The organism is Amycolatopsis xylanica (assembly GCF_900107045.1).
Taxonomy (GTDB): Bacteria; Actinomycetota; Actinomycetes; order Mycobacteriales; family Pseudonocardiaceae; genus Amycolatopsis; species Amycolatopsis xylanica.
Map to the genome: position 1 here is coordinate 544365 of NZ_FNON01000005.1, position 25050 is coordinate 569414.

Below are 25050 nucleotides of genomic sequence, written 5' to 3' on the forward strand. Positions count from 1 at the left end.
CTTGGTCCACAAAGGACAGAGATCTGGGTGACAAGGGTGGCCCTTGTCACCCAGAGCGTTGCAAGGGCGGCCCTTGTCACGTGCCCAGGGTGGACGAGCCCGAGTGAGTGGAAGGATTTCTGCATCTAACGGAGCAAACCTTCCACTCGCGCCGCCAGAACCGGCCGGAACGCTCACGACCCCTGCTACCAAAGAACGGGACCGTGTACCCCCCTCGGGTACACGGGCCCGTTCTTGGCTTTTGACCGGCTACCTTTCTTCGCGCTCGCTGCCGAGGCGCACCGCCCAGCGCCAGCCCGAGTAGACGGCGACGGCCGAGCCGAAGATGGTGAGCAGCATCGCGAAGGCGACCATCCCGTCGAGGTGCGCCATGCTCAGCAGCACCAGTACCGCCCAGATCTGCACGCAGGTGAACGGGATGACCAGGCTGGCGGCGTAGACGCCCCGGCGCCAGCGGACCGGTTGTGGAGCGGGGAGAAACGGTTCCATAGGTCCCCTCCTCGAGGTTTCGGGTTCCAGGAAACCGCGAGGAGGGGGCCAGGTCTGCGTCACCTGACACACTCAGCGCGCGAGGCGCTGAAGTTCCGCCAAACGGTGGATGGTGACCTTGCGCCTGCCGGTGCTGATCAGGCCTTTTGCCCGGAGCTCACGCAAAACCCTGCCCCACGACTCGCGCGAGGTCGCGGCCGTCGACGCCAGCTCCTGCTGGGTGGCCGGGGTGTCGATCTCGATACCGTGGACGGTGTGCCTGCCGTGCTGGACGGCCATCTCCAGCAGCAGCGCGACCACCCGGCTCATGGTGGTGCCGCCCCCGCCGTAGTCCACCCACTTGATGCCCACGTCGCGCAGGCGTCCCGCCAGCACCACCGACAACGTCCAGCTGAGTTTCGGCTCCTTCTGGCACAGGGTGACGAAGCGCGGCCCGGACATGGTCAGCACCTCGACCGTGTCGAGCGCCTCGACGGTCGCCGAGCGGACGCCGTTCTCCATCGCGGCCATCTCGCCGATGACGTCGCCGGTGCTGCGCACGGCGACGACCACCTCGCGGCCGTCGGCCTCGCCCGCGCTCGAGGTGACCACTTTGACGTGCCCGGACAGCACGATCACCACATTGCTCGCCGACTCGCCCTGCCGGCACAGGAATTCACCGGTCGCGAAGGTGCGGCGGGTGGCTATCCGCTCGATCGCGCCTCGTTCCGCGGGCCCGAGCCTCGCCCAGAACCGGTCCGCACCCTCCATGGGTACTAAGACTGCGAGACCGGTGCGGTTCGCACAACTGTGATCACCCGCCTGCGAGACTAGAGTTATCCCCTGAGGCGGGGAGGGATGTTGCTTTTCGAAAGTGATAACCAGTATCGCACGATTGTCGTCGTCGACATCGCGAAGTTCACCGACCCGGCGCGCACCGGTTTCCATCAGCGCGCGATCCACGAAGGCCTTTACGACATTCTCCGCACGGCGTTCGACGAGGCCGCCGTCCATTGGAAGGAGGCACGCGCCGAAGATCGCGGCGACGGCGCGATCATACTGGTCAGGCCCGAATACCCCAAGCTGCTGCTGGCCGAGCGGCTGCCGGAACGGCTGCACGCGGGACTGCGGCGGCACAATGCGAAACACGCCGAGGAAGCGCGTTTTCAGCTAAGGGTCGCCTTACACGCGGGCGAGATTCACGAAAACGAGAACGGGCTTGTCAGTCCGGCACTCAATCTCGCCTGCCGTCTCGTCGACGCGCCCCGCGCGAAGTCGGCTTTGCGCGTCACCGGCGCAATGCTCGCGATCGTCGCTTCGGAAGGCTTTTTCGAAGATGTCGTCCGGCACGAACCCGGCGCGTACCCCGACGCCTATCGTGAGATCGACGTTTCGGTCAAGCAGACCGAGGTCCGTGCCTGGCTTCGCGTTCCCGGCACGACCGTCCCGGACGAGGACGAGCCGGAACCGCTTCCGGTCAATGGACTTTTCGACGTGGTGGAAGCACTTCTCGCCGTCCCGTTCATCGCGGACGAAGCGGGACGCCGCGAGCTGCTCGACGCGCTGCGGCCCGGCATCCGCGCCACCGTCCCCTATCACTCGCGCGCCAGGCTGCACGTGATCGCGATGGTCCGGACCTGTGAGGGGCACGACGACGGCCTCGCCGAACTCGTGACGGCGGTGCGAGGTCTCGAAGGGGACACGCCCGCGGTACGCCGTCTGGTGGATGTCGCACGCAGACGGTTGTCCAACGGGAACCACTGAGATATCCCAAGAGTCCGCCGAACAGCTGGAGGGGTCGTGGCAGTGGGAGTCGGGCCGGACCGGCACGGCTGGCGCGTGCTCGTCGACACCCTCGAGCAGGTGCCGGTGCTGCGCGATCCCGGCGGGCGGCGGCTCTGCCTCGACCTGCTCGACGATCATCTCGGCTTCGCGTTGCAGGTGCCCGAATCGAACGCGACCCGGCTGCACCTGTTCCACATCCTCGTCGCCTGCAAACGCCAGCATCCCCGCGCGCTCGGGATGCTGGCCAAGGTGCTCAACGACGTCGAACCCGGCTCGCCCGCGGTGCGCCGCGCGTGCCAGGCGCTCGACGACATGTCCGCGCTCGATCTCGTGCCCGAACGCGCGCGCGACGAACTGCTCGGCCTGATCTCGGGGATGTCCGAGGACCGGCTGGTCGACTTCGTGCACGCGGCGGTCGGCCCGGTCGCGGCGGAACTGGCGATCGACCACCAGCGGCCGGAGGAGGCGCTGGCGTTCCTCGAACAGGTCAACGCCCGCCCGGACGGCGTGCCGCCGCTGCTGGTGTTCGTCGAGTACCTCGCGCGGCATCTCGGCGATCAGCGGTGCGAGCAGCTGCGCGAATGGAACGACCGGCAGGCCAACCGGATCGGCATCACCGAGAAGATGCGCGCGCTGCGGATCGAGCACGCGGAACCGGTGCCGCGCGGCGGCGACCTGATGGCCTATCTGGTGATCAGGATGGAACGCGACCTGCTCGACGCCGACCGTTACACGCTCACCCATTGGCGCCAGGTCGATCTCGGCGGCTGGCATCCGTTGCGCGGTGACGGTTTCGCGGGCGACATGGACGCGATCCGGCGCCACGTGGCCGAGCTGATCGCGGAGGCCGAGACGGGCTGGGCGCAGGACGCGGCGAATGTGCGCGTCGAATTCCTGCTGCCGTTCGAACTGCTCAATCTGCCGGTGGACCAATGGGATCTCGAGTCCGGCAGCGGGCTGCCGCGCCCGATGGGCCTTTCGTACCAAGTGGTGGTCCGCAGTCTCGACCGGGCGCGCGCACCGCGCTGGCATCGCGAATGGCGGCGGCGATGGTCGCTGCTCAAGGAGATGCGCCCTGGCGCGGAGATGACCGACCATTGGCTGTGGAGCGAGGCGGCGAAACCACGTCAGCTGACCGGTCTCGAGGCGAGGCTCGCGATCGAGCGTGACGTGCTCTCGCTGGTGCTGCGGACGCGGCCTGCCGACTCCGAGCTGAGCGAGGTGCTCGTCGGGCTGCGCACGGGCATCCCGGTGATGGTGTGGTCGCGCGCGGACGGGCCGAGGTCCGCGTTCGAGGCCGCCGTCCGCGAGATGCAGGAGGACCTGGGCGCGCTGCCCGAACAGGCGCGCCGGTTGCGCAGCAGGGCGAGCCAGTCGGCCCGCCCGCGCAGTCATGTCGGGAACCGGGTCACCGTGCTGTGGGACGACCCGGAGCGCACCGTCGAGCCGCTGGACCCACCGGAGGCTCCGCACGAGGAGGGGACGGCGTCGTGAGCGGCGATCAGAAGCCGGCGTGGTGGATCTATGAGGGAACCGGCCTGCCGCGTGCCGAACGCGACCTGTCGGCCGTCCTGCCCGCGCCGCCCGGCTGGCGCAGCTTCGACGGCGGCCCGGCGCTGCCGGCGCCCGCCGAGCACGACGGCGAGTTCCACCGCAGGCTCGGCGTCGCCTCGCGGGTGAGTGGCATCAAGGCGACGCAGGACGAGCTGAACATGGTCAACGCCGCCATTTACCTGCGGCGGCCGCTGCTCGTCACCGGCCGTCCCGGCACCGGGAAATCCAGCCTGGCGTACAAGATCGCGCGGGAACTGCGGCTCGGGCCGGTGCTGCGCTGGCCGATCACCAGCCGCAGCGCCGCGCGGGACGGGCTGTGGGAGTACGACGCGATCGGCCGCGTCCAGGCGGCGGCGGGCGGTTCCGGCGAGGCGGGCATCGGCGACTTCGTGCAATTGGGCCCGCTGGGCACGGCGTTGCTGCCTTACGAACAGCCGCGCGTTTTGCTGATCGATGAACTTGACAAGTCCGACATCGATTTGCCGAACGATCTGCTCAACATTTTCGAGGACGGTGAATACGACGTGCCGCCGCTGGTGCGGGTGGCGGCGACCGAGCCGGAGGTCAGCGTCTTCACCGCCGACCGGGGCGAGCGGGCCACCGTGCGCGAAGGCCGCGTCCGCTGCCGCGCGTTCCCGATCATCGTCGTGACCAGCAACGGGGAGCGCGAATTCCCGCCTGCGTTCCTGCGCCGGTGCCTGCGCCTCGACATGCACGCGCCGGGTATCGAGCAGCTCGTCACCATGGTCTCCGCGCATTTTCCCGGCACCGAGGTGCAGCACGGAACGGAACTCGTCCGCGCCTTCGTCGACCGCAGCGCGCGGGAAGGCGGCCTGGCGGCGGATCAGTTGCTCAACGCGGTTTTCCTCGCCACTTCGGGCGCCTTCCAGCAAGATGAAAAGTGGGACCTGCTGCGCGATGCGCTGTGGCAGCGGCTGGGGGCCGCGGAAACGGACTAGCGGATGACGGACCGGCATGAGCGCCTGACCGCCGATCGCCTCGAACCGTCGGAAATCGCCGACGCGCTCTGGCTGGCGGACAGGATCGGCGAGGCGGAGCGTGCGCGCCACGCCGCCGAAGCGCGCGCGCTGCCGGACCTCCCCGCGCCCGCCGAGTTCACGCCGCCGGGGCCGCCGCCGGAATCGCTGCCGCGCCTGGAGTCTTGGGACGCCGAGGAGCCCGCCGCAAGCGGAAATGGCGTCGTGGCCATCGAAACGCCTGCTCACACCCAGGGCGCCGTGGTGCGGGAAGGCACGCGCTGGCCGCAGCGGTCGGGTTTGCCGCAGGAGCTGAAGATCGCGCGCGCGTTGCGGCCGATGATGCGGACCGAGCCGTCGGCGACCCGGACGACCGTCGACGAGGAGGCGACCGCGATCCGGGCGGCGGAAACGGGACTGTGGCTGCCCGCGCGCGTGCCGGCGCAGGAGCATCCGCACGACGTGGTGCTCGTCGTCGACGACAGCGCGTCGATGCGGATCTGGCGGCGGACGGCGTTCGAGTTCCGGACGCTGCTCGAACGCCAAGGCGCTTTCCGCGACGTGCGCCAGGTGCTGATGGACACCGACGCGCGGCGGCTCGCCGTTCGCGGCGGCGGCGGCGCGCACCGGCATGATCCCGGCCAGCTGGTCGATCCGACCGGGCGGCGGATCATCGTGGTGCTCACCGACGGCGTCGGCGAGTGCTGGCGCACCGGCGCCGTGCGCGAGCTGCTCGTGCGGTGGCGCCGGTCCTCACCGGTCGCGGTGGTGAACGTGCTGCCGCCGGAACTGTGGTCGTGGACGGGGATGCGGGTGCTGCCGAGCCTGGTGCGGCCGCCGTCCCGTGGCCCGGTCAAAGGCCCTGTGCAGGTGCCGGTGCTGGCGCTCGAGCCACGCTGGTTCACCCGCTGGGCGGAGCTGATGACCGGCGAGTCGTCCGCGCGCCTGCGGCTGCCGGTGCTCGCGCCGCCGCCCGCCGAGCCGGAGGAACCGCTTGGCGCGGAAGAGCTTTCGCCGTCGCGGCGGTTGCTGCGTTTCCGCACGACCGCCACCCCGGGAGCTTTCCGGCTGGCCGGGCTGCTGGCCGCGGCGCCGTTGACGATCGGCGTGATGAAAGCGGTGCAGGACACGCTGGCGCCGGAATCGGGGCAGGCGCAGCTCGCGGAGATCTTGCTGAGCCGGTTGTTGTTTCGGGTCAGCAACCGAAAATCGGGCGGTATGAGCGTGGAATACGATTTTCACCCCGGGCTGCGGCCGCAATTGCTGGCCACGGCCTCGCGTTCCGATACCGCCCGGGTATTGAGGGTCGTGGGGGATGTATTGGGGCCGAAGATCGAATCGGTCCGCAATCAGCGGCACGTGGTGGAGGACCCCGACAAGGCCACCCAGCCGGTGGTGTCCTCTGATAGTGAGCCGTTCTTGACTGTTCAACGTGACGTTCTGACAGCACTGTCCGGGCCATACGGGCGCAGGGCCAGTCGATTGGGTGAAGCCTTGGACGCATACCGGGAATCAAGTAACGCCGAAGCCGCAGATGCGAATGAAAAGCACGAAGGCGGTGCGGTATCTTCGCCCGGTCCAACCGAAGGTCTTAACCGATTCAGAACGACAGGGGACGCGGCTTTGACGGCGACGAGTTCCGAGCAGGTTTCACATTTCCGGTCGAGCGACCAGCCGAACGTGTGGGGCGGCGTGCCGCTGCGCAATGTCAATTTCACCGGCCGCGCGGAACTGCTGCGCTCTTTGCGTGATCGACTTTCCGATTCGACGCCGACCGCGGTCCTGCCTGGCGCGCTTCACGGTTTGGGCGGAATCGGGAAAACGCAGATCGCCGTCGAGTACGTGTACCGCTACGCCGCCGACTACGACCTGGTCTGGTGGATTTCGGCCGAGAACCCGCCGGACATCCGCAACTCGCTGGTCCAGCTGGCCAAGAAGCTGAAGCTGCCGGTGGAACAGTCCGCCGACACCGCCGTCCCCGCGGTGCTCGAGACGTTGCGGCTCGGTGAGCCGTATGGCCGCTGGCTGCTGGTGTTCGACAACGCCGACCGGCCCGAGGACGTGCGCGGCTTCTTCCCGTCGGGACTCGGGCACATCCTGGTGACCTCGCGCAACGCGCAATGGTCGAAGGCGGCGAGCCCGATCGAGGTCGAGGTTTTCCAGCGCGAGGAGAGCCGGGAACTGCTGCAACGCCGCAACGCGGACCTCAGCGACGACGAGGCCGACCAGCTCGCCGAAGTGCTCGGTGACCTCCCGCTGGCCGTCGAGCAGGCCGCGGCCTGGCGCGCGGAAACGGGGATGTCGACGGAGGAGTACTTGCGTTTGTTCGAGGACAAGCGCACCGAACTGCTGCAGTCGAATCCGCCGGTCGACTACCCGCTCGCGGTCGAAGCGGCTTGGAACGTCTCGCTGGACAGGCTGGCCAAGGAAAACCCCGGGGCGCTGGAGCTTCTCCAGGTGTGCGCTTTCTTCGCGCCGGAGCCGATCTCGCGCGCCCTGTTCAACGGCGTGCGCAACATCCCGCTGTCCGAGGCTTTGGAAAAGATACTGAGCGACCCGATCCTGGTGGGCAGGGCGATCCGCGAGATCAACCGGTACAGCCTGGCCAAGATCGACCACCGCAGCAACACCATCGGCCTGCACCGGCTGGTGCAAACCGTGCTCCGCAACAAGCTCACCCCTGACGAGCAGATACGCACCCGGCACTCGGCGCATCTGCTGCTGAGCAACAGCGACCCGAACGACCCGAACGACATCGAGAACTGGCAGCGCTACGGCGAGCTCCGCCCGCATGTGCGCGCGTGCGTGGCGATGGACTGCAGTGACGAGTGGGTCCGCCGGATGGCGATCAACGTCGTGGTCTACCTGTTCGCCGCGGGCGACCCGAAGGCCGCGCTCTCGATGTCGGAGGACATGGTCACGTACTGGACGGAGAAACTGGGCGAATCCCACCAGGACACCCTCGTGGTGTCGAGGTGGTACGCCCGCTCGCTGCGCGCGGTCGGCCGGTTCGACGAGGCGCGCCGGGTCGCCGAGCGGACGCTGGACCTGATGCGCGAGACACTCGGCCCCGCCCACGAGGAAACCTTGCTCACCGCGCACTCCGTCGCCTCGGACCTGCGCGCGAAGGGTGACTTCGCCGCGGCCCGTGACCTCAACAAGATCGCGTACGAGAGCGCGCGCAGCCGGTTCGGCGACGACGACCCCGACACCTTGGCCGCCGCCAACAACTACGCGCTCAGCCTCCGCCTGGTCGGCGACTTCGGCGCGGCGCTGAGTCTCGACATGGACACCTGGGAGCGCAAGCGTGACGTGCTCGGCCCGGAACACCGCAATACCTTGCTGACACTCGACAATCTGTCGGTCGATCTCCGGGAGAACGGCCAGTACGGCGACGCACGCAACCGGCAGGAGGAGACCGTCCACCGGCTGCGGGCCCGGGTCGGCCCGCAGCACGTCATGACACTGGGCGCGATCAAGAACCTCGCGGTGGCCCGGCGCAAGGCCGGTGACCACGCGGAGGGCATGCGGCTGTCGAAGGAGGCCTACGACGGTTTCCGGCGTAAGTACGGCGTGACCCACCCCGACGCCATGTCCGCCGCGATGAACTACTCGATCGACCTGCGCCAGGCCGGTGACAAGCAGGGCGCGCGCAAGCTCGGCACGGAGATCAACAAGCTGTACGTGGCCAGCTGGGGCCCGAAGCACCCGTTCAGCCTCGCGGGCGCGACGAACCTCGCGGTCACCCTGCGCCTGCTCGGCGAACTCGACGCGGCGCGCGCGCTCAACGAGTCCGCGCTCACCGACCTGCGCACGGTGCTGGGCGACGACCACCCGTTCACCCTGGTCTGCGCGACCAACCTCGCCAGCGACAAGGCGGCCGCCGGTGAGCTGGAGGCCGCGTACGAGCTGGACGTCGACACCAGGGAGCGGTCGACGAGGACACTCGGCGCCAACCACCCGTCGACCCTCGCGCTGCTGGTCAACCTGGCGCTGGACATGCGCGGCCTCGGCCGCCGCGCCGAAGCCGACGAGCTGCAGGCGGAGGCGGTGAACAAGCTGCGCGCCGTGCTGGGCGCCGAACACCCGGCGACGAACGACGCCACGGTCAACGTCCGCGCCAACTGCGACATCGACCCCATGCAGATCTGACTCGTGAGTGTTTTGGCCGGTTAGAACCGGCCGGAACACTCACGACAACCAAGTGGCGAGGCGCAGGGGATCGGGCGCCTCGCCGGACAGGTCCGTGATCGCGCGGTGCACCGCGCGGACCAGTTCCGGCGCCGACAGCAGCGCGGGGTTCGCGGTGGCGAGCGCCAGCCCGGCCCACAGCCCGGGTTCGGCGGGGTCCGCGGTGACTCTGGCCCGGAATTCGCGGGCGGCGGTGGTGTGCGCGTCGCCGACGAGCGCGAGGTCGGCCGGGGTGGTGCCGGGCAGCTCGGAGTTCGCGAGCTCGGGGGAGTCGCGGTAGACCGCGAACAGCTCGGGGTCGCCGAGCCGCACGCGCGTCAGCTCGGCCCGGATCGCGGGCCCCTGCCCGGGCCCCTGCCCGGGTCCGGGGCCGGCGCGCAAGGCCGGCTCCGGGAGACGCAGATGCGGCCTGCGGCGGTTGCCCAGCCACGCGCGGGCCAGCTCGCCGACGGTCGCGGGGTCCGCGAGCAGGTGCCGCAGCCGCCAGGTGAGCCGGTGATCGAGGTTGGCGCGCCTGGCGGCGGCCAGCAGGTCCTCGGGCACCGGTTCGCCTTGCCACTGCGCGAGCCTGCCCGCCGCGGTGGTGACGAACCGGCGGCCGAGCGGGGTCAGTTCGGGCAGGCCGCTCAGCGCGGCGGTCGCCTCGCTCGCCTGCTCCCGGCGGTAGGCGAACTCGAAATGGCTGAGCCGCGCGTCCGCGCCGGTGGCCACCGTGCGGTGGGTGCGGTAGAACGCGGTGACGCCGAGGTACGAGAAGACCCCGTGCAGGAGCCCGATCAGCGGTCTCGGGTCGTCACGCCATGGCGCGTAGAACCGGTCGCCGCCGGTGTCGGCGCCGACGAGGTCGAGCAGTTCGAGCAGGATCCCCAGTTTGCTGTGCTGGAACTCGTGGATCAGCGTCGCCGCGAAGCCGGTCGCGTCCGGGGGCAGGGAAAGCACGATGCAGCCGAAGGTGTCGCCGTGCGAGGCGCTGAACGAGTCGAGCCTGCCGGTCGCCGGGCGGGGGACGAGCGTGGTGAGGCCCGCCGAGATCTCGCCAGCCAGCGTGGGGTGGTGCTCGGTGAGCAGCCGCCAGGCCGCCGCGAGACCGGACTGCCACGCGCTGCTTTCCTCGGCGGAAACCCGTTGTGGTTCCAGGGGTTCGTCGAAACCGCGGTACGGATCGAGGTCGTCGAGCCAGACTTCGAGCGGGTTGGCGTCATCGCCGACCCGCAGCAGCCGCAGCGCGTGCCAGCCGAGGCCGTCGCCCGCCGGGTCCGGCGGCAGGCGGACGCTGCCCGCCGCGCCGCGCACGAGCACGCGCCCGCGCTCGCTGTGCACCTCCGCGATGTCCCATGGCCGTGCCCCGGAAAGCTCGGCCATGCCGAGTGTCGGCAGCACGACCACGCCGTGCGAAACCGGGACCCTGGCCCGGAAATCGAGCCCGGCGCGGATGGCGGCGGCCGTCGCGGTGAGGTGCAGGTAACCGAGGTCCGCCCACAGCGGGGTGTCGCTGGTGGCCGTGTTTCCCAGCCGCCGCAACGCTTTCGCCGCCCACAGGCCGAGCTGCGGGTTGGTGATGACGGCCTCGGCCGCGCCGGGATCGGCTTGCTGCGCTTCGGAAAGCAGCCACCACGCGGCTTCCAGCGTCGGCAGCGGGCCGAGTCCCGGCGCACGTGCCGACGCACGGTCCAACACCGCGCGCACCAGCGCGAGCTGACGGCTGCGATGCGTTTGCTTCAACCGCCCGGCGATCGCGGCGTTGCCCTCGCCCGCGGCCAGCGCGTCGAAGCTGACCAGCGACACACGATGGTTGCGCAGCATCGCGCGCCGTGGTCAGTTCTCCTTGGTGGCCTGGTTCTGCAGCACCACCGGGCGGCTGTGCTCTGTCCGGTCGGCCAGCAGCGCGACCGAGGCGAGCAGCACCGGATCCGCGCTGGTCCGCAGCTCCTTCAGCGAAAGCCCGCTCAGATCCACCACGTCCGTTTTCAGCTCGGCGTGCCGCATGAGCGCTCCTCCCTCGAAAACTTCCCGGGGCACAAGTAACGGGGCGCACTTGTGCGAACACCCCATCATGCAACAGGAAGACCGGTTTTGTGACCGGCCGCTCGGCGGATCGTTATCCCGCCTGGCCGCGCCGGTCGAAGACCACATCGCGGGCGGTGTCGAGCGCGGTGGCGATCGCGCCGGTGAGCACCGCGTCGGGACCGAGCTCGCCCGCGATGATCTCCGGATTGAGCGGGGTGATGTGGGTGAGCGCCTCGCGCATCGGCTCGGCGAGCAGATCGGCGTTGCCGCCCATGCCACCGGTGAGGACCACGACCTCGGGGTCGAGCACGGCGGCGACCGAGCAGACGACGAAGGCCAGCCGGTGCGCCTCGTCGCGGACGGCGGCGATGGCGCCGGGGTCGCCGTCGCGGGCGAGTTCGAAGACCTCCTTGGCCGTGGTGACCGGCAGGCCCTTGGCGACCGCGTCTTCGACGAACGGGCGCGCGGCGGCCGCGGACTCCAGCAGGCCCTGGCGGACGCCGTCGTGCTCGGAGACCGTGCGGTTGTCCGGCCAGCCGTAGGGCAGGTACGCGATCTCGCCCGCCGCGCCCTTCGCGCCGCGGAAGAGCTTGCCGTCGACCAGGATGCCCATGCCGACACCGGTGCCGACCGTGATGCAGACGAACACGTCGCGCCCGCGCGCGGCGCCCGCCGAGTGCTCGCCGACGGCGGAGAGGTTGGCGTCGTTCTCGACCACCAGGTTGGGGCCGAGCGCGACCTCGAGCTCGTTGAGCAGGCCCTTGCGCTCCCAGCCCGGCAGGTTGGGGGTGCGGTGCAGGGTCGCCGAGCGCGGGTCGGGCACACCGGGGCTGCCGACCACGGTCGCGACGATGTCCGCGTGCAGCAGCCCGGCCTGGTCGATCGCCTTGTCGGCGCTCTGGCGGACCTTCTTGATCAGCGCGTTCGCCGAGCGGGCGCGGTTGGGCTCGTCGAGCCTGGCGACGATCGTGCCGTTGAGGTCGGCGACGGCGAACCGGATCGCCTGGCGGCCGATGTCGATGCCGAGCACGTGCCCGGCCGCCGGGTTGACCTCGTACACCACGGCCGAGCGGCCGGGGCCGGAGAAGGTGCGGCCCGCGGTGCGGACCAGGCCACGCTGCTCGAGGTCGAGCAGCGCCTGGCCGACCGTGGGCTTGGACAGCCCGGTGTCGGTCGAGATCTGCGGGCGGGTGGCCTCGCCTCCGACGCGTAACCGCTCGAGCACGACCCGCTGATTGAGCTCACGCATGCTCGCGGGCGTGCCCACCTGCGGTGTCCTGCTGGATGTCATCGAATGTCCTTTTTCCGCCCGGTGTTGCCGCAACTTTACGCGGTAACCCTTCCAGTGCCGCTAGAAATATGTTAAGAAACTTTACTAACTATTGGATGGAGGCACCTCGTGAGTTCACCCACCCGATCGGGCGACACCGGAGCTGCGGCTTCGGGGTTGGAACGGAAGATCGGTCCGCTGCAGGCCACCGCGATCAACATGACCCAGATGTGCGGGATCGGCCCCTTCGTCACCATCCCGGCCATGGTCGCCACCATGGGCGGGCCGCAGGCGATGTTCGGGTGGATCATCGGTGCGATCATCGCGCTAGCCGACGGCCTGATCTGGGCCGAGCTCGGCGCGGCCATGCCGGGGGCCGGTGGCACGTACCTCTACCTGCGCGAGGCGTTCCAGTACCGCACCGGGCGGCTGATGCCGTTCCTGTTCGCGTGGAGCGCGGTGCTCTTCATCCCGCTGATCATGTCGACCGGCATCATCGGTCTCGTCCAGTACCTCGGCTACCTGGTGCCGGGACTGGCCGAGAACGGCCAGACCACGGGGCTGGGCAAGGCCGTCGGCATCGGCGTCATCCTGCTGATCGTGCTGGCGCTGTTCCGCAAGATCGGTGAGATCACCAAGCTGACCACGGTCCTGTTCACGATCATGCTGTTCGCCACGCTGGCGGTCATCGTCGCGGCGTTCTCGAACTTCAACGCCACGCAGGCCTTCGCCTTCACTCCCGGCGCGTTCGCGGGCGGCGGCGCGTTCTGGACCGGTCTCGGCGCAGGCCTGATCATCGCCATCTACGACTACCTCGGCTACAACACCTCGGCCTACCTCGGCGCCGAGGTCAAGGAGCCAGGCAAGACGCTGCCGAAGTCGATCATCCTGTCGATCCTCGGCATCATGAGCCTGTACTTCCTGCTGCAGGTCGGCGTGCTCGGCTCGATCCCGCTGGAGGAGCTCAAGACCGCCTCGTCCGTCGCGTCGACCGTGATGGAGAACGCGTGGGGCTCCGGGGTGTCCAAGGTGATCACCGTCGGCATCGTGATCGCGGCCGTCGGCTCGGTCTTCGCCGGTCTGCTCGGCGGCTCGCGGGTGCCCTACGAAGCCGCGCGCGACAAGGTGTTCCTGCCCGTCTTCGCCAAGCTGCACCCGAAGCTGAAGCTGCCGACGCTCGGCGTCATCACCATGGGCCTGATCACCGCGATCGGCTCGCTGTTCACGCTGACCGACGTGATCAACGCGGCGCTGGCCGTGCTGGTGATCATCCAGTCGGTCGCGCAGGTCGCCGCCATCATCGTGCTGCGGCGGCGCCAGCCGAACCTGAAGCGGCCGTACCGCCAGTTCCTCTACCCGGTCCCGACCATCATCGCGCTCGCGGGCTGGGTCTACATCTACTACTCGGCCACCACGCTGTCGATCTGGCTCTCGGTGGGCTGGATCGCGCTCGGGATCGTGGCCTTCCTCGGCTACGCCGCGACGGAGAAGGTCTGGCCGTTCGGTCCCAAGGAGATCCGCGAGGCGTTCGTGACCACGGAAAACGAAGGGGCCGCAGCATGACGAGACCGTCCATGGCCCGCCTGGCGGCCGGAGCCGCGCTGATCCTCTTGCCGGGGCTTTTCACGGTGGTGCAGCCTGCCGCCGCGCAGACCGACGACGAGGCCATCCAGCTCGCCGCCGCGCAGGGAAGCCAAGGTTCGTCCAAGATCGGGACCCAGGGCTGGGACGTGCTCACCACCGCGTCCGTGCCCGACGGCGGCGAGAAGGTCTCGGCGCCCGGGTACCCGACCAAGGGCTGGCTGCCGGTCAAGGTCGACGACGCCGGCGCGCCCGGCACCGAGCTGACCGCGCTGGTGCAGAACGGGAAATGCCCGGACGTCTACTACTCCGACAACATGCGCAAGTGTTTCGGGTACGTCGACAAGCTGGGCCCGGTCGTCACCAAGCCGTTCTCGGACCCGTGGTGGTACCGCACGGACTTCACCCCCGACTTCAAGCCGGGCCAGTTCGCGAAGCTGACCATCCCCGGCGTCGTCGGTGAGGGCGACGTCTGGGTCAACGGCAAGCAGATCGCGACCAAGGACCTCGTCTCCGGCGCGTTCGCCGGGCACACCTTCGACATCACGCCGCTCGTCCGGCCGGGCCGGAACACGCTGGCGATCAAGGTGTACCCGAACGACCCGCTGAAGATGTACACCCTGGACCAGGTCGACTGGGGCCAGATCCCGCCGGACAACAACACCGGCATCCAGTACCCGCCGGAGCTGCAGATCTCCAACGCGCTCAGCGGGGACAACGCGCACGTCAACCAGGACACCGCGGCCGACGGCAGCAAGTCGGCGCTGACCGCGAAGGTCGACGTCACCAACAACACGACCGCCGTGCAGACCGGCGACGTCACCGCGGTGATCACCCAGCCGGGCGGTCTCCCGATCGTCGTGCGGCAGCAGGTCACCGTCCCGGCCGGCAAGAAGCAGACGGTCACGTTCGGGCCGGACCGCTTCAGCGCGCTGAGGATCTCGCGGCCGAAGCTGTGGTGGCCGTACTCGATGGGCGACCAGCCGCTGTACGGGCTGACCACCGCGGTCTCACAGCGCGGCGTGCTGTCGACGTCGTCGAAGAGCAGCTTCGGCATCCGCTCGATCAGCTCGCGGCTGGTCGGCAAGTCGTCGCCCGCACCGGAAGGCGCGCGGAAGTTCGGCGTCAACGGCAAGGAGTTCGTCTTCCGTGGCGGCGGCTACGCGCCGGACCTGTTCCTGAAGTACGACAAGGCCGACGTCGCGCACCAGCTCTCGCTGATCAAGAGCCTGGGCCTCAACGGGCTGCGGCTCGAAGGCCACGACATGCCGCAGGACTTCTACGACCAGGCCGACCGGGCCGGTCTGCTGGTCATCGGCGGATTCCTGTGCTGTGACGCGTGGCAGCCCGAGGACGCGTCGAAGCTGAACGAGCGCGACTACCGGATCATGCACGACTCGGCGTACAGCATCGGCCAGCGCGAGCGGAACCACCCGAGCGTCTTCAACTACGGCTGGAGCGACAACGAGCCGATCCCGCGTCAGGAGAGCGAGACGCTGAAGGCGTTCAAGGAGTCGGACTTCAACGTCTCCCTCGTCGCTTCGGCGGAGTACAAGAGCACCCCGACGCTGGGCCAGGCCGGTGAGAAGGAAGGGCCGTACGACTGGGTCCCGCCGTCCTACTGGTACGACACCTCGCACTTCGACCCGGAGGACAGCAGCCGGACGAACGCGGGCGGCTCGTGGGGCTTCTCGAGCGAGGCCAGCGCGGGGCACACGGTGCCGACGCTCGACTCGATCAAGCGTTTCCTTTCCCCGGCGGAGCAGGAAAAGCTGTGGAAAGAGCCGGACTACAACCAGTACCACGCGAACTTCGAGACCGGGCACGGCGGCTACGCGTTCGGCACGCTGTACACATTGGACAACTCGATCAGCAACCGCTACGGCAAGTGGAACTCGCTCGAGTCCTACGTGCAGCTGGCGCAGATCGCGAACTACGAGAACACGCGCTCGCAGTTCGAGGCGTTCCTGCACCACTCGACGGACAAGGACAACCCGTCGACCGGCATCGTCTACTGGCAGCTGAACAAGGGCTGGCCGACGCTGCTGTGGTCGCTGTACAACAACGACGGTGACCAGGCGGGCGCGTTCTACGGCGCCAAGAAGGCCAACCGGCCGCTGCACGCGCTGTACGGCTACGACACCAACAGCGTCACGCTCGACAACCTGGGTGGCGCGACCGAATCCGGGATTTCGGTGCAGTCCAAGGTTTATGACGTCAACGGCAAGGTGCTCGACGACCAGACCGCCTCGGATCTGTCGCTGGGCAGCCAGGTCGTGCGCAACGACGTCATCAAGCCGAAGGTGCCCGCCGCGACCGTCCCGCCCGCCAAGGCGCAGGTGTTCTTCGTCGAGCTGCAGGTGAAGAAGAACGGCAAGCTGGTGGACCGCAACGTCTACTGGCTGTCGACGCAGCAGGACGTGGTCGACTGGGAGAAGACGCTCGGCCAGCCGCAGGCGACGCTGTCGCAGTACGCCAACCTGCAGGATCTGCAGAACCTGCCCAAGGCCACGGTCTCGGCGAAGGCGTCCACCACCGTCTCGCACGGCCAGGCGACGACGACCGTGACGATCACCAACACCACCGGCAAGCCCGCCGTCGGGTTCTTCCTGCGGGCCGATGTCCGCCGGGGCACCGCGGACGGCCGGGAACTGCCGGGCGACAACCAGGTGCGCAGCGCATCGTGGGACGACAACAACGCCACGTTGTGGCCGGGGCAATCGCAGACCCTGACGTCGACCTACCCCGTGTCCGAGCTGAACGGGGCGACTCCGGTGGTCAGCGTGACCGGCTTCAACACCGGCAGGCTGGTGGTCTGCGCGTGACACAGGAGCTCATTCTCGGGATCGACTTCGGCGGCACCAAGGTGGCACTGGGTCTGTCCGACCGCGCCGGGAACCTGCTGGCCACAAGCCGGATTTCCACGGACGCGGAGTGCGGTGCGGACCAGGTCGTGACCCGGGCGCTGGCCGCGGCGCGAGCACTGCTGGCCGAAGACGGCGCGGGCGCGAGCCCGGTCGCCGTCGGCGTGGTCAGCCCGGGGATCGTGCTGCCGGACCGCATCCTGCTGGCGCCGAACGTCCCCGGCTGGGAAAAGCTGCACCTGCACGACCTGGTCGCGGCGGAGTTCCCCGGGGTGCCGATCGCGACCGGCACGGACGCCAAGGCGGCCGCGCTGGCGGAATGGAAATGGGGGGCGTTGGCCGGCACCGATCCGGCGATGTTCCTGTCCCTCGGGACTGGGATCGCCGCGGCGGTCCTGGTGGGCGGCCGCGTGCTGCCGGGGGCCAATGGCGCTGCGGGCGAGATCGGCTACAACCTTCTCGCACCGCAGGACACCGAGGGTTTCACCAGCGGAGCGGCGCCGCTGGAGGAAGCCGTCGGTGGGCGTGGGCTGGGCGGCCGGGCGAGCGAGATGCTCGGCCGTCCGGTCACCGCCGGTGAGCTCTTCCGCCTCGCGCGCGACAACGCGCAGGCCAAGGAACTGGTCACCTCGGCGCTGGACGAGCTGTCGATGCACGTGGCGAACCTGGCGATCGCGATCGATCCCCAGCGCATCGCCGTCGGCGGCGGCCTGGTCCGCTCGGCGGACGTCATCCTGCCCGCGCTGCGCGAACGTCTCGCCTGCGCGGTGCCGTTCCCGCCCGAGCTCGTCTCGGCGAAGTTCGACCAAGACGCCGCCCTGCGCGGCGCGATCGCCCTCGCACAGGGCACCTGAGTCGCCCCGGGGGCGGGGCACCCTGACACCCCGCCCCCGGAGGCTCCCATCCGCATCACCCCGGCCCCGGTCCCGCGCCTCCCGCGGACCGGGGCTTCTTTCTTTCTCGCGGGCCGCTAGATCCCGTCTGGCGGGCGATCTGGCGCCTGGAGGGTGAAGCGAGAGGAGCCCAGGGTGAAGCTGCGGGTGGCGGTGATCATCGGGAGCACGCGGGAAGGCCGGGCGGGGGAGGACATCGGGCGGTGGTTCGCCGGGGTGGCCGGGCGGCGGGGTGAGCTCGAGGTCGACGTGGTCGATCTGGCGGGATTCGAGCTGCCGTGCCGGTACCCGCACGAGGCGACCGCGGAGATGAGCCGGTTCGCGGAGCGGGTCGGCGCGGCGGACGCGTTCGTGGTCGTGACGCCCGAGTACAACCGGAGCTTCCCCGCGTCGCTGAAGCAGGCGATCGACTGCGCGTACGACGAGTGGCGGGCGAAGCCGGTCGGGTTCGTGTCGTACGGCTACCGGTCCGAGGGGCTCTACGCGGTGGAGCAGCTGAGGTCGGTCTTCACCGAGCTGCACACGGTCACCCTGCGCGACGGCGTGGGCTTCAGCCTGCTCGAAACGGAGTTCGGCGAGCGGCACGGCCAAGCGGCCCGCGCGCTGCTCGACGAGCTCATCTGGTGGGGTCTCGCGCTGCGTGACGCCCGCATCGCACGACCCTACGTCTCTTGAAAGGAAAACACATGCTGGCCATCGAAACGTCGGGCCTGGTCAAGGTCTTCGGCGACAACCGGGCGGTCGACGGCGTCGATCTCGCGGTGCCCGCGGGCACCGTCTACGGGGTGCTCGGGCCCAACGGCGCGGGCAAGACGACCGCGGTCAAGATGCTCGCCACGCTGCTCCGGCCGGACGGCGGCCAGGCGCTGGTGTTCGGCAAGGACGTCGTCCGCGAGGCCGACGCCGTGCGCGGCAGGGTGAGCCTCACCGGGCAGTACGCCTCGGTCGACGAGGACCTGACCGGCACCGAGAACCTGGTGCTGCTCGCCAGGCTGCTCGGGCACCGCAAGCCCGCCGCGCGGGAACGGGCCGCGCAGCTGCTGGACGCGTTCGGGCTGACCGAGGCCGCGGGCAGGCAGGTCAAGAACTACTCGGGCGGCATGCGGCGGCGCATCGACATCGCCGCGAGCATCCTCAACACACCGGACCTGCTGTTCCTCGACGAGCCGACCACCGGCCTCGATCCGCGCAGCCGCAACCAGGTGTGGGACATCGTGCGCGCCGTCGTCGCGCAGGGCACCACCGTCCTGCTCACCACGCAGTACCTCGACGAGGCCGACCAGCTCGCCTCGCGGATCGCGGTCATCGATCGCGGCAAGGTGATCGCCGAGGGCACCAAGGGCGAGCTCAAGGCCTCGGTCGGCGTCGGCGCCGTCCACTTGCGACTGCGCGATCCCGGGCACCGGCCCGCCGCGGAAGTGTTGCTGGCCAAGACACTCGACGCCCAGGTCATCCTCGACGCCGACCCGCTGGCGCTCACCGCGCGGCTCGCGAGCGGGCTGAACTCGGCCGAGCAGTCCTCACGCGCGCTCGCCGAACTGGCGAACGCCGGCATCACCGTCGACACCTTCTCCCTCGGCCAGCCGAGCCTCGACGAGGTCTTCCTGGCCCTCACCGACCGTCCCGTGGAGGCAGCAGCATGACCACCGCAGTCCAGGAAAACGAGACACTCGCCGCACCCAAGCCGGAAGACCTGGCCGCCCTGCTGATCGCCAAGGAGCGGCCGCCGCGTCCGGGCGCGCTGTCCACTTCGGCCACCTTCGGCTGGCGCGCGGTGCTGAAGATCAAGCACGTGCCGGAGCAGCTGTTCGACGTCACCGCGTTCCCGCTGATGATGACGCTGATGTTCACCTACCTTTTCGGCGGCGCGCTGGCGGGCTCGACCGAGCAGTACTTGCAGTACCTGCTGCCGGGGATCATGTCGAGCAGCATCCTGATGATCACCATGTACACCGGCATCGCGGTGAACACCGACATCGCCAAGGGCGTGTTCGACCGGTTCCGCACGCTGCCGATCTGGCGCCCGTCCGCGATGGTCGGCTATCTGCTCGGCGACCTGCTGCGCTACTTCATCGCGTCCGTGGTGATCCTCGGCGTCGGCCTGGTGCTCGGCTACCGGCCGGCGGGCGGCGTGGCCGGGGTGGCGGCGGGCGTGCTGCTCCTGCTGGCGTTCTCGTTCGCGTTCTCGTGGATCTGGACGATGTTCGGGCTGCTGCTGCGCACCGAGAAGTCGGTGATGGGCGTGAGCATGCTGGTGCTGTTCCCGCTGACGTTCCTCAGCAACGTCTACGTCAGCCCGGCCACCATGCCCGGCTGGCTGCAGGCCTTCGTGAACGTCAACCCGGTCACGCACATCGTCGACGCGGTCCGCTCGCTCATGGACGGCAAGACCGACGGCGGCGAGATTCTCTGGGTGCTGATCGCGGGCGCGCTGCTGATCGCGGTCTTCGGCACGCTGACGATGCGCCTCTACAACCGCAAGTGAGCTGGTCCGGGATCCCCTGGCGCCGTCATAGGCGCCAGGGGATCTGCGCGGCGGGGGCGTAGCGGCAGGTCGAGCCGGTGGTGACGGAGTCACGCAGGTGCGCGGCCAGCGGCGGGTGGACCTCGCCGATCTTGCGCAGGGTGTCGCGGATGCGGGCGGTGACGGTCTTGCGGGCGCGCTCCGCCTCGTCGCCGAGGCGCCGGGTGCGGCCGCCGAGCCCGGCGGCCGCGCGCAGCTCGTGGAGCAGCGCGTCGCGCTCGGTGTCCAATTTGGACGCTCGCTCGTCTTCGCCCAGCTCGGTGGCTTCGTCGATCTCGGCGTCGAGCTGGTCGAGCCTGCGCTTGTACCGGGCTTTGGCCTCGTCGTCGAGCATCGCGTCGCCGCCGAGCCGCTTGGCCGCGACGACGACGTCACCACCGTCCGGGTTGAGCAGGCGAACGGCCGGTATCTCCGAACCTGGGCTGCTGAGCAGGAAATGCAGGTCCCGCAAGCCTTTCGCGTCCGGCAGATGCGCTGTGACCCCTTCGAAGCCCAGCCGCCACACCGCCTCTTCGCGGCGGAATTCGTTGGCGGACGGGGGAACGAAGGTGCGTGACCGCCCGACGCGAACCGGGATGTGCCGCATGCCGAGCGACTCCGCCTCGCGGGCGACCTCGTCGAACAACGCGGTGGCGGCCTCCGTCTCGCCCCGGCCGAGTAGCGCCTCGCCCAGGTAGGCCCGTGCTTCGACCGACCAGGTGCGGATCCGCATCCGGTCCGCGGAGCGGTAGGCGGCCGTGAGCGACCCGACGGCGTCGTCCCAGCGCCCGAGCGCGAGGTCGAGCACGCCGGCCCACAGGTCCATCGGGCCGCTGATGTCGCAGCCGTACAGGGAAACCAGCCACGCGCCGCTGAATTCGGCGAACTTCGGGCGTAGCCGCGCGCACCAGGCGAGATCGCCGGACAGTGCCGCCGCCTGTGCCTGGCAGCGCAGCCACAGCTGCCCGAGATCGAGTGGGTACGGCTCGTTCGCGGCGGCTTGCGCGTACAGCTCCCGCACCGCGACGGCGTCGCCGCGCTGGGCGGCCGTGATGGTCTCCAGCAGCCAGGACGCCGCGTATCCCTCCTCGCGCAGCCGGGGATGCAGCTCGGCCAGCTCCTCGAACCGGCCCTGCGCCAGCAACGACGTCCAGGTGAGGTGAGCCACCATGTCCCCGAAAAGGGCATGGTGGTGGCCGTAGGCTCGCACGACCTGATCGAGCAGCGTCGCGGCTTCGGCGAAGCGGCCCATCAGCGTCGCGATGATGCTCTGGTCGACCTTGGCGGCGAACTCCGACGCGGGCGTGGCCTGGCGCTCGGTCAGCCTGACGAAGACGTGGAACTGGTCGAGGAACCGGGGATCCCCCTGTTCCAGCAGCGCCACCCACTTCAGCGAGGCCGCGAAATGCTCCATCTCGAGGTCGCCCGTGCGCTGGCCGATGACCACCAGCTCGTCGGTGAGCTTCTCGCGCTCGGGCGCGTTGCCGGGCGCCCAGATCGCGTCGTGCCTGGCCCACAGGCTGAAGGCCAGCTTGTTGTCGTCCGCGTCGTCCCGCGCGAGCATCGCGACCCGCGCGGTGAGTTCCAGCGTCATCTGCTCGACGGTCAGTCCCTCGCCGCCACCGCACAGCAGCCGGTGCGCGTGACCCAGCACGTCGAGCTTGAGCTGCTCACGTTCGCCGGGGTTCGCCCATTTCGTCAGCGTGAGGCCGACACGCGCCAGCAGGTCGGGGTCCTCCAGCTCGCGGGCGAGCGTGAGCGCCTCGTCGAACCGCTGCCAGCTCTCCACCTGCTCACCCGAGCGCAGCAGCTCACCACCGAGGTCCAGCGCGAGCTTGGCGCGGCGCCCCGGATCGGCCACGATCTCCAGCGCCCGGCGGAAATGCCCGATCGTCTCCTCGGTGGCGAGCCTGGCCGCCGAGTCACGGGCGGCCGCGACGAGCAGATCGACCGCGCTCGTGGTGTCGACCTCCGCGCCCGCGAGGAAGCCATGCCGGGCCCTGTCCGCGGGGAAGACCCGCTCGGCCAGCGCGGGGGAGCGATCGAGCGCGCGGACGACCGCCGCGTGCCGCTGCCGCCGCTGGTCTTCGCCCAGTTCGCCGTAGAGCGACTCGCGGACCAGGTCGTGCGCGAAGCTGAACAGCCCGGCGCCGCGCACGGTCACCAGCCGCGCGGTGACCGCCTGGTCGAGCAGCCTGTCGACCTGCGGCACCGGCTCGGCGACGGTGGCCGCCAGCACCTGCCGGTGGAATTCGCGCCCGAGCACGGCCGCGCTCTCCAGCAGCCGCACGACCGGCTCCGGCAGCAGGGAAAGCCGGCGCCGCAACGCTTCGCGCACGCCGGGCGCGATCGCGCTGACCGACCCGCCGCTGTGCCACAGCCGGGCCGTCTGCTCGACGAAGAACGGGTTGCCGCCGGTGCGCGCGTGCACCTCGGCGACCAGCTCGCCGTCCGGCTGCGCGCCCGCCGTGCGCTCCATCAGCGCGGCGACCTCGCCGGCACCGAGGCCGGTCAACGTCACGGTGGTCGCCTTGGCCACCAGCGGCAGCATCAGCTCGCGCAGCGGATGATCCACCGCCTCGACCTCGACGTCCCGGTACGTGCCGATGAGCAGCAGCCGCTCGAACCAGGTGTGCTGCGCGGCGAACCCCAGGAGCTTGAGCGAGGCCTGGTCGGCCCAGTGCAGGTCGTCGAGCACGACCACCACCGGACGGCTCTGCGACACCGACACGAGCGCCGTGGTCACCGCGTCGTACAGCTCGAAGCCTTCGACCGCCTCGCCGCCCTCGCCGAGCAGCGCGGCCAGCGGACCGGTGTCCACCGCGGCCCATTCCTCCGGCGTCGCGGCCCGTTTCAGCGCGCGGATCACCTGCACCCACGGCCAATACCCCGGCGCGCTGCCGGAATCCCAGCAGGTGCCGCCGAGCACGAGCGCGCCCAGCCTGCGCGCCTCCTCGACGGCGCCGGTGACGAGCGTGGTCTTGCCGATGCCCGCCTCGCCGGTGACCAGCACGAGCCCGCCGTGGCTTTCGGCGGCACGGCCGATCTCCCCGCGGAGCACGCCCGCGGGGTGGTCTCGTCCGATCAGTGCGCCGGTCATGTCCGAATACTCCCAGACCGCACCGACAGTTCCGACGACCGACGTTCGTCGCATGCCGCGCGCACTAGGCTCGAAAACCGGTGATCACCCAGGACGAAGGGGCGTTTCGTGCGGGTTCTGTCGGTGTTGCTCACGGCTTTGCTGGCGTTGTTCGTGGCGGTCACGCCCGCCTTCGCGGGGTTCATCGAAGGCGACACCGACGATCCGGTGACACCGGCACCCGCGGTCTCCCGGCCGGACACCCCGAGCTGCAAGGTCACCCTCGCCGATCGGTTCCCATCCAACGCGCCGGACCGGTCGAACCAGCTGTTCTCCGGCACGCTGACGCCGCCGCCCGCGTGCCCCGGCCCGTGGGCGAAAGTCGTGCTGGATCAGACGATCACCGTCCAAGGCCGCCAGTACGACCGGTTCGGCGACCTGAAGATCGGCGACACCGAGGTCTACTGGGGCACCACCGAGGAGCCCAGCGGCGAGGGCAGGCGCGCGATCACCTACAAGTTCGACAAGGACCTCACGAACTACAGCGCGCTGCTGCGCACGCCGCAGCCGTTCCGCGGCGGGATCATCAACTACCAGACCGACGTCTACACCGGTAACTACCTGCAGACGGTCACGCTCACCTACTACCAGGCCGACCGGAAGCACCCCGCGCCCGAGGTGCCGGACCACGTCGCCGGGTTCGCCTCGCAGGAGGCCACGCCCGCGCAGGGCACCGTGCACTTCCCGCTGAAGGACCTGCCGCGCAACATCGTCCGCGCTTCGCTGGAGGTCACCCTCGAAGGCGGCGCCTGCGACGAGCAGTGGTTCGACGACGTGCCCGACGAAGTCTCCGCGAAGTACCCGTCGGCCGGTCTGTGCGGCCATGGCCCGTTCCGCGAGGCGACCGCGGCGCTGGACGGGACGCCGGTGGCCGGGGTGCACACGTTCCCGCACATCTACTCGGGCGGGATCGTGCCGACGCTGTGGCGGCCGCTGGTCGCCATCGACACGTTCAGCATGCGGCCAGAGACCGTCGACGTGACGCCGTTCGTGGGACGGCTCGTCGACGGCAAGACGCACGACCTGTCGTTCTCGGTCACCAACATCGGCGGGAACTGGCACGTGGTGCCGACGCTGTTCCTGTACACCGACAAGGGTTTGACGCAAACCAAGGGTGAGCTGACCTCGTCCGAGGTCGTGCCGGTCGCGGCGCAGAAGACGGTCGTGCGGGACATCTCCGGCGGCGTCAACGCGACCGTGACCGCGGACCGGCGCGACGTGACCGCGGGGTACGTCGACACCTCGGCCGGCCGGGTGTGGACGCGGGTCGAGCGGACCCGGTCCTACCGCAACAGCGACGACGTCACCGGCAACGGCCTCGTCCAGCACGTGGTCCAGACGGACTCCGGGCGGCAGACGTCCTCGGCCACCGTGAACGGGAAAACGCAGGCCTCCCGGCACTCCTGGTCGTACCCGATCACCGTGGACACCTCGGCCGCGAAGTACGTCGACGACCAGAACTTCGAGCTGTCCGGCGCGGTCGACATGACCCAGCGCCTGACCGACGAGGCAGGCGACGGACGGCACTGGCGGACGGTCGGCCACGCCGACGAGTGGTTGAACTCGTGGGGCATGTCGGCGCGCACCAACGGCGTCCAGACCGCGTCGGACGGGCACTCGCGCACCCGCTTCGCGGGCACCGACGACCTGGGCCGCCCCTGGTTCCACTACCTCGCCTCCAACCACGGCCTCATCACAGCCAACTGGCACCTCTGAGGCTCGTGATACCCCGAAAGTGGCTTTCGTCAGATCCCATGCCCCGAAAGCCACTTTTGTCAGATAACACCTGACGAAAGCCACTTTCGGGGTTCGGCTCCA

The 25050-nt window shown here is 69.7% G+C and carries 17 protein-coding genes; 11 read left to right on the plus strand and 6 right to left on the minus strand.

The window, feature by feature from the left end; genetic code table 11:
- Nucleotides 1–249: 249 nt before the first annotated feature.
- Complete coding sequence (locus BLV57_RS25385; RefSeq protein WP_091292745.1) at nucleotides 250–489, minus strand: hypothetical protein; 240 nt, start codon at nucleotides 487–489, stop codon at nucleotides 250–252.
- Between the two features lie 72 nt (nucleotides 490–561).
- Nucleotides 562–1239, minus strand: a complete 678-nt coding sequence (locus BLV57_RS25390) for a Crp/Fnr family transcriptional regulator (protein WP_091292746.1) — start codon at nucleotides 1237–1239, stop codon at nucleotides 562–564.
- An 87-nt stretch (nucleotides 1240–1326) separates the two neighbouring features.
- On the opposite strand from BLV57_RS25390, the gene BLV57_RS25395 reads away from it, so the two are divergent.
- From BLV57_RS25395 to fxsT, 4 genes are read left to right on the plus strand one after another with little or no spacing between them, the layout of a single operon-like run.
- The gene (locus BLV57_RS25395; RefSeq protein WP_091292748.1) at nucleotides 1327–2232 is read left to right on the plus strand and encodes an effector-associated domain 2-containing protein; all 906 of its coding nucleotides are present in this window, start codon (nucleotides 1327–1329) and stop codon (nucleotides 2230–2232) included.
- A gap of 36 nt (nucleotides 2233–2268) precedes the next feature.
- Nucleotides 2269–3747: a VMAP-C domain-containing protein gene (locus BLV57_RS25400; RefSeq protein ID WP_143047147.1), complete on the plus strand. Its 1479-nt coding sequence runs from the start codon at nucleotides 2269–2271 to the stop codon at nucleotides 3745–3747.
- The gene (locus tag BLV57_RS25405) at nucleotides 3744–4766 is read left to right on the plus strand and encodes an AAA family ATPase (RefSeq protein ID WP_091292752.1); all 1023 of its coding nucleotides are present in this window, start codon (nucleotides 3744–3746) and stop codon (nucleotides 4764–4766) included. Before BLV57_RS25400 ends, BLV57_RS25405 begins: the two co-directional genes overlap by 4 nt.
- A 3-nt stretch (nucleotides 4767–4769) precedes the next feature.
- A complete protein-coding gene (fxsT, locus tag BLV57_RS25410) occupies nucleotides 4770–8936 on the plus strand; it encodes an FxSxx-COOH system tetratricopeptide repeat protein (RefSeq protein WP_091292754.1) in 4167 nt (1388 codons plus the stop codon).
- A 39-nt stretch (nucleotides 8937–8975) separates the two neighbouring features.
- Here fxsT and BLV57_RS25415 read toward each other — a convergent pair whose 3' ends face one another.
- The 3 genes from BLV57_RS25415 to BLV57_RS25420 all read right to left on the minus strand — a co-directional run bounded on the left by BLV57_RS25415 (nucleotide 8976) and on the right by BLV57_RS25420 (nucleotide 12273).
- Nucleotides 8976–10778, minus strand: coding sequence for an HEXXH motif domain-containing protein (locus BLV57_RS25415; protein WP_091292755.1), 1803 nt, complete (start codon nucleotides 10776–10778; stop codon nucleotides 8976–8978).
- A 12-nt stretch (nucleotides 10779–10790) separates the two neighbouring features.
- Entirely contained in the window at nucleotides 10791–10961 is a 171-nt protein-coding gene (locus tag BLV57_RS43415; protein ID WP_176968802.1) for a hypothetical protein, read from the minus strand.
- Between the two features lie 112 nt (nucleotides 10962–11073).
- Nucleotides 11074–12273 (minus strand): ROK family transcriptional regulator, encoded by a 1200-nt coding sequence (locus tag BLV57_RS25420; protein WP_091292757.1) that lies wholly within the window; start codon nucleotides 12271–12273, stop codon nucleotides 11074–11076.
- Nucleotides 12274–12381: 108 nt separating this feature from the next.
- Here BLV57_RS25420 and BLV57_RS25425 point away from each other — a divergent pair, with 108 nt between their 5' ends.
- The 6 genes from BLV57_RS25425 (at nucleotide 12382) to BLV57_RS25450 (ending at nucleotide 20075) form a co-directional block, all read left to right on the plus strand.
- A complete protein-coding gene (locus BLV57_RS25425; protein WP_091292759.1) occupies nucleotides 12382–13815 on the plus strand; it encodes an APC family permease in 1434 nt (477 codons plus the stop codon).
- The gene (locus BLV57_RS25430; protein ID WP_091292760.1) at nucleotides 13812–16658 is read left to right on the plus strand and encodes a glycosyl hydrolase 2 galactose-binding domain-containing protein; all 2847 of its coding nucleotides are present in this window, start codon (nucleotides 13812–13814) and stop codon (nucleotides 16656–16658) included. The genes BLV57_RS25425 and BLV57_RS25430 overlap by 4 nt, the downstream gene beginning before the upstream one ends.
- Nucleotides 16655–17551 (plus strand): ROK family protein, encoded by an 897-nt coding sequence (locus BLV57_RS25435; protein ID WP_091292762.1) that lies wholly within the window; start codon nucleotides 16655–16657, stop codon nucleotides 17549–17551. Before BLV57_RS25430 ends, BLV57_RS25435 begins: the two co-directional genes overlap by 4 nt.
- Before the next feature lie 180 nt (nucleotides 17552–17731).
- Complete coding sequence (locus tag BLV57_RS25440; protein WP_218134888.1) at nucleotides 17732–18265, plus strand: NADPH-dependent FMN reductase; 534 nt, start codon at nucleotides 17732–17734, stop codon at nucleotides 18263–18265.
- A gap of 11 nt (nucleotides 18266–18276) precedes the next feature.
- Nucleotides 18277–19233, plus strand: a complete 957-nt coding sequence (locus BLV57_RS25445) for an ATP-binding cassette domain-containing protein (protein WP_091292765.1) — start codon at nucleotides 18277–18279, stop codon at nucleotides 19231–19233.
- Nucleotides 19230–20075 carry an ABC transporter permease gene (locus BLV57_RS25450; protein WP_091292767.1) on the plus strand — a complete coding sequence of 282 codons (846 nt, stop codon included), beginning with the start codon at nucleotides 19230–19232 and terminating at the stop codon, nucleotides 20073–20075. The genes BLV57_RS25445 and BLV57_RS25450 overlap by 4 nt, the downstream gene beginning before the upstream one ends.
- 25 nt (nucleotides 20076–20100) lie before the next feature.
- Here the strand turns inward: BLV57_RS25450 and BLV57_RS25455 are convergent, their stop codons facing one another.
- Nucleotides 20101–23193 (minus strand): ATP-binding protein, encoded by a 3093-nt coding sequence (locus BLV57_RS25455; protein ID WP_091292769.1) that lies wholly within the window; start codon nucleotides 23191–23193, stop codon nucleotides 20101–20103.
- Between the two features lie 123 nt (nucleotides 23194–23316).
- Here BLV57_RS25455 and BLV57_RS25460 point away from each other — a divergent pair, with 123 nt between their 5' ends.
- Nucleotides 23317–24948, plus strand: coding sequence for a peptide-N4-asparagine amidase (locus BLV57_RS25460; protein WP_425426039.1), 1632 nt, complete (start codon nucleotides 23317–23319; stop codon nucleotides 24946–24948).
- Nucleotides 24949–25050: the final 102 nt, after the last annotated feature.

What these genes read in the sequence shown, in the direction of transcription:
- BLV57_RS25385 (WP_091292745.1), bottom strand. Translation starts at nt 489, where the DNA reads ATGGAACCGTTTCTCCCCGCTCCACAACCGGTCCGCTGGCGCCGGGGC.
- BLV57_RS25390 (WP_091292746.1), bottom strand. Translation starts at nt 1,239, where the DNA reads ATGGAGGGTGCGGACCGGTTCTGGGCGAGGCTCGGGCCCGCGGAACGA.
- BLV57_RS25395 (WP_091292748.1), top strand. Translation starts at nt 1,327, where the DNA reads ATGTTGCTTTTCGAAAGTGATAACCAGTATCGCACGATTGTCGTCGTC.
- fxsT (WP_091292754.1), top strand. Translation starts at nt 4,770, where the DNA reads ATGACGGACCGGCATGAGCGCCTGACCGCCGATCGCCTCGAACCGTCG.
- BLV57_RS25415 (WP_091292755.1), bottom strand. Translation starts at nt 10,778, where the DNA reads ATGCTGCGCAACCATCGTGTGTCGCTGGTCAGCTTCGACGCGCTGGCC.
- BLV57_RS43415 (WP_176968802.1), bottom strand. Translation starts at nt 10,961, where the DNA reads ATGCGGCACGCCGAGCTGAAAACGGACGTGGTGGATCTGAGCGGGCTT.
- BLV57_RS25420 (WP_091292757.1), bottom strand. Translation starts at nt 12,273, where the DNA reads ATGACATCCAGCAGGACACCGCAGGTGGGCACGCCCGCGAGCATGCGT.
- BLV57_RS25430 (WP_091292760.1), top strand. Translation starts at nt 13,812, where the DNA reads ATGACGAGACCGTCCATGGCCCGCCTGGCGGCCGGAGCCGCGCTGATC.
- BLV57_RS25445 (WP_091292765.1), top strand. Translation starts at nt 18,277, where the DNA reads ATGCTGGCCATCGAAACGTCGGGCCTGGTCAAGGTCTTCGGCGACAAC.
- BLV57_RS25450 (WP_091292767.1), top strand. Translation starts at nt 19,230, where the DNA reads ATGACCACCGCAGTCCAGGAAAACGAGACACTCGCCGCACCCAAGCCG.
- BLV57_RS25455 (WP_091292769.1), bottom strand. Translation starts at nt 23,193, where the DNA reads ATGACCGGCGCACTGATCGGACGAGACCACCCCGCGGGCGTGCTCCGC.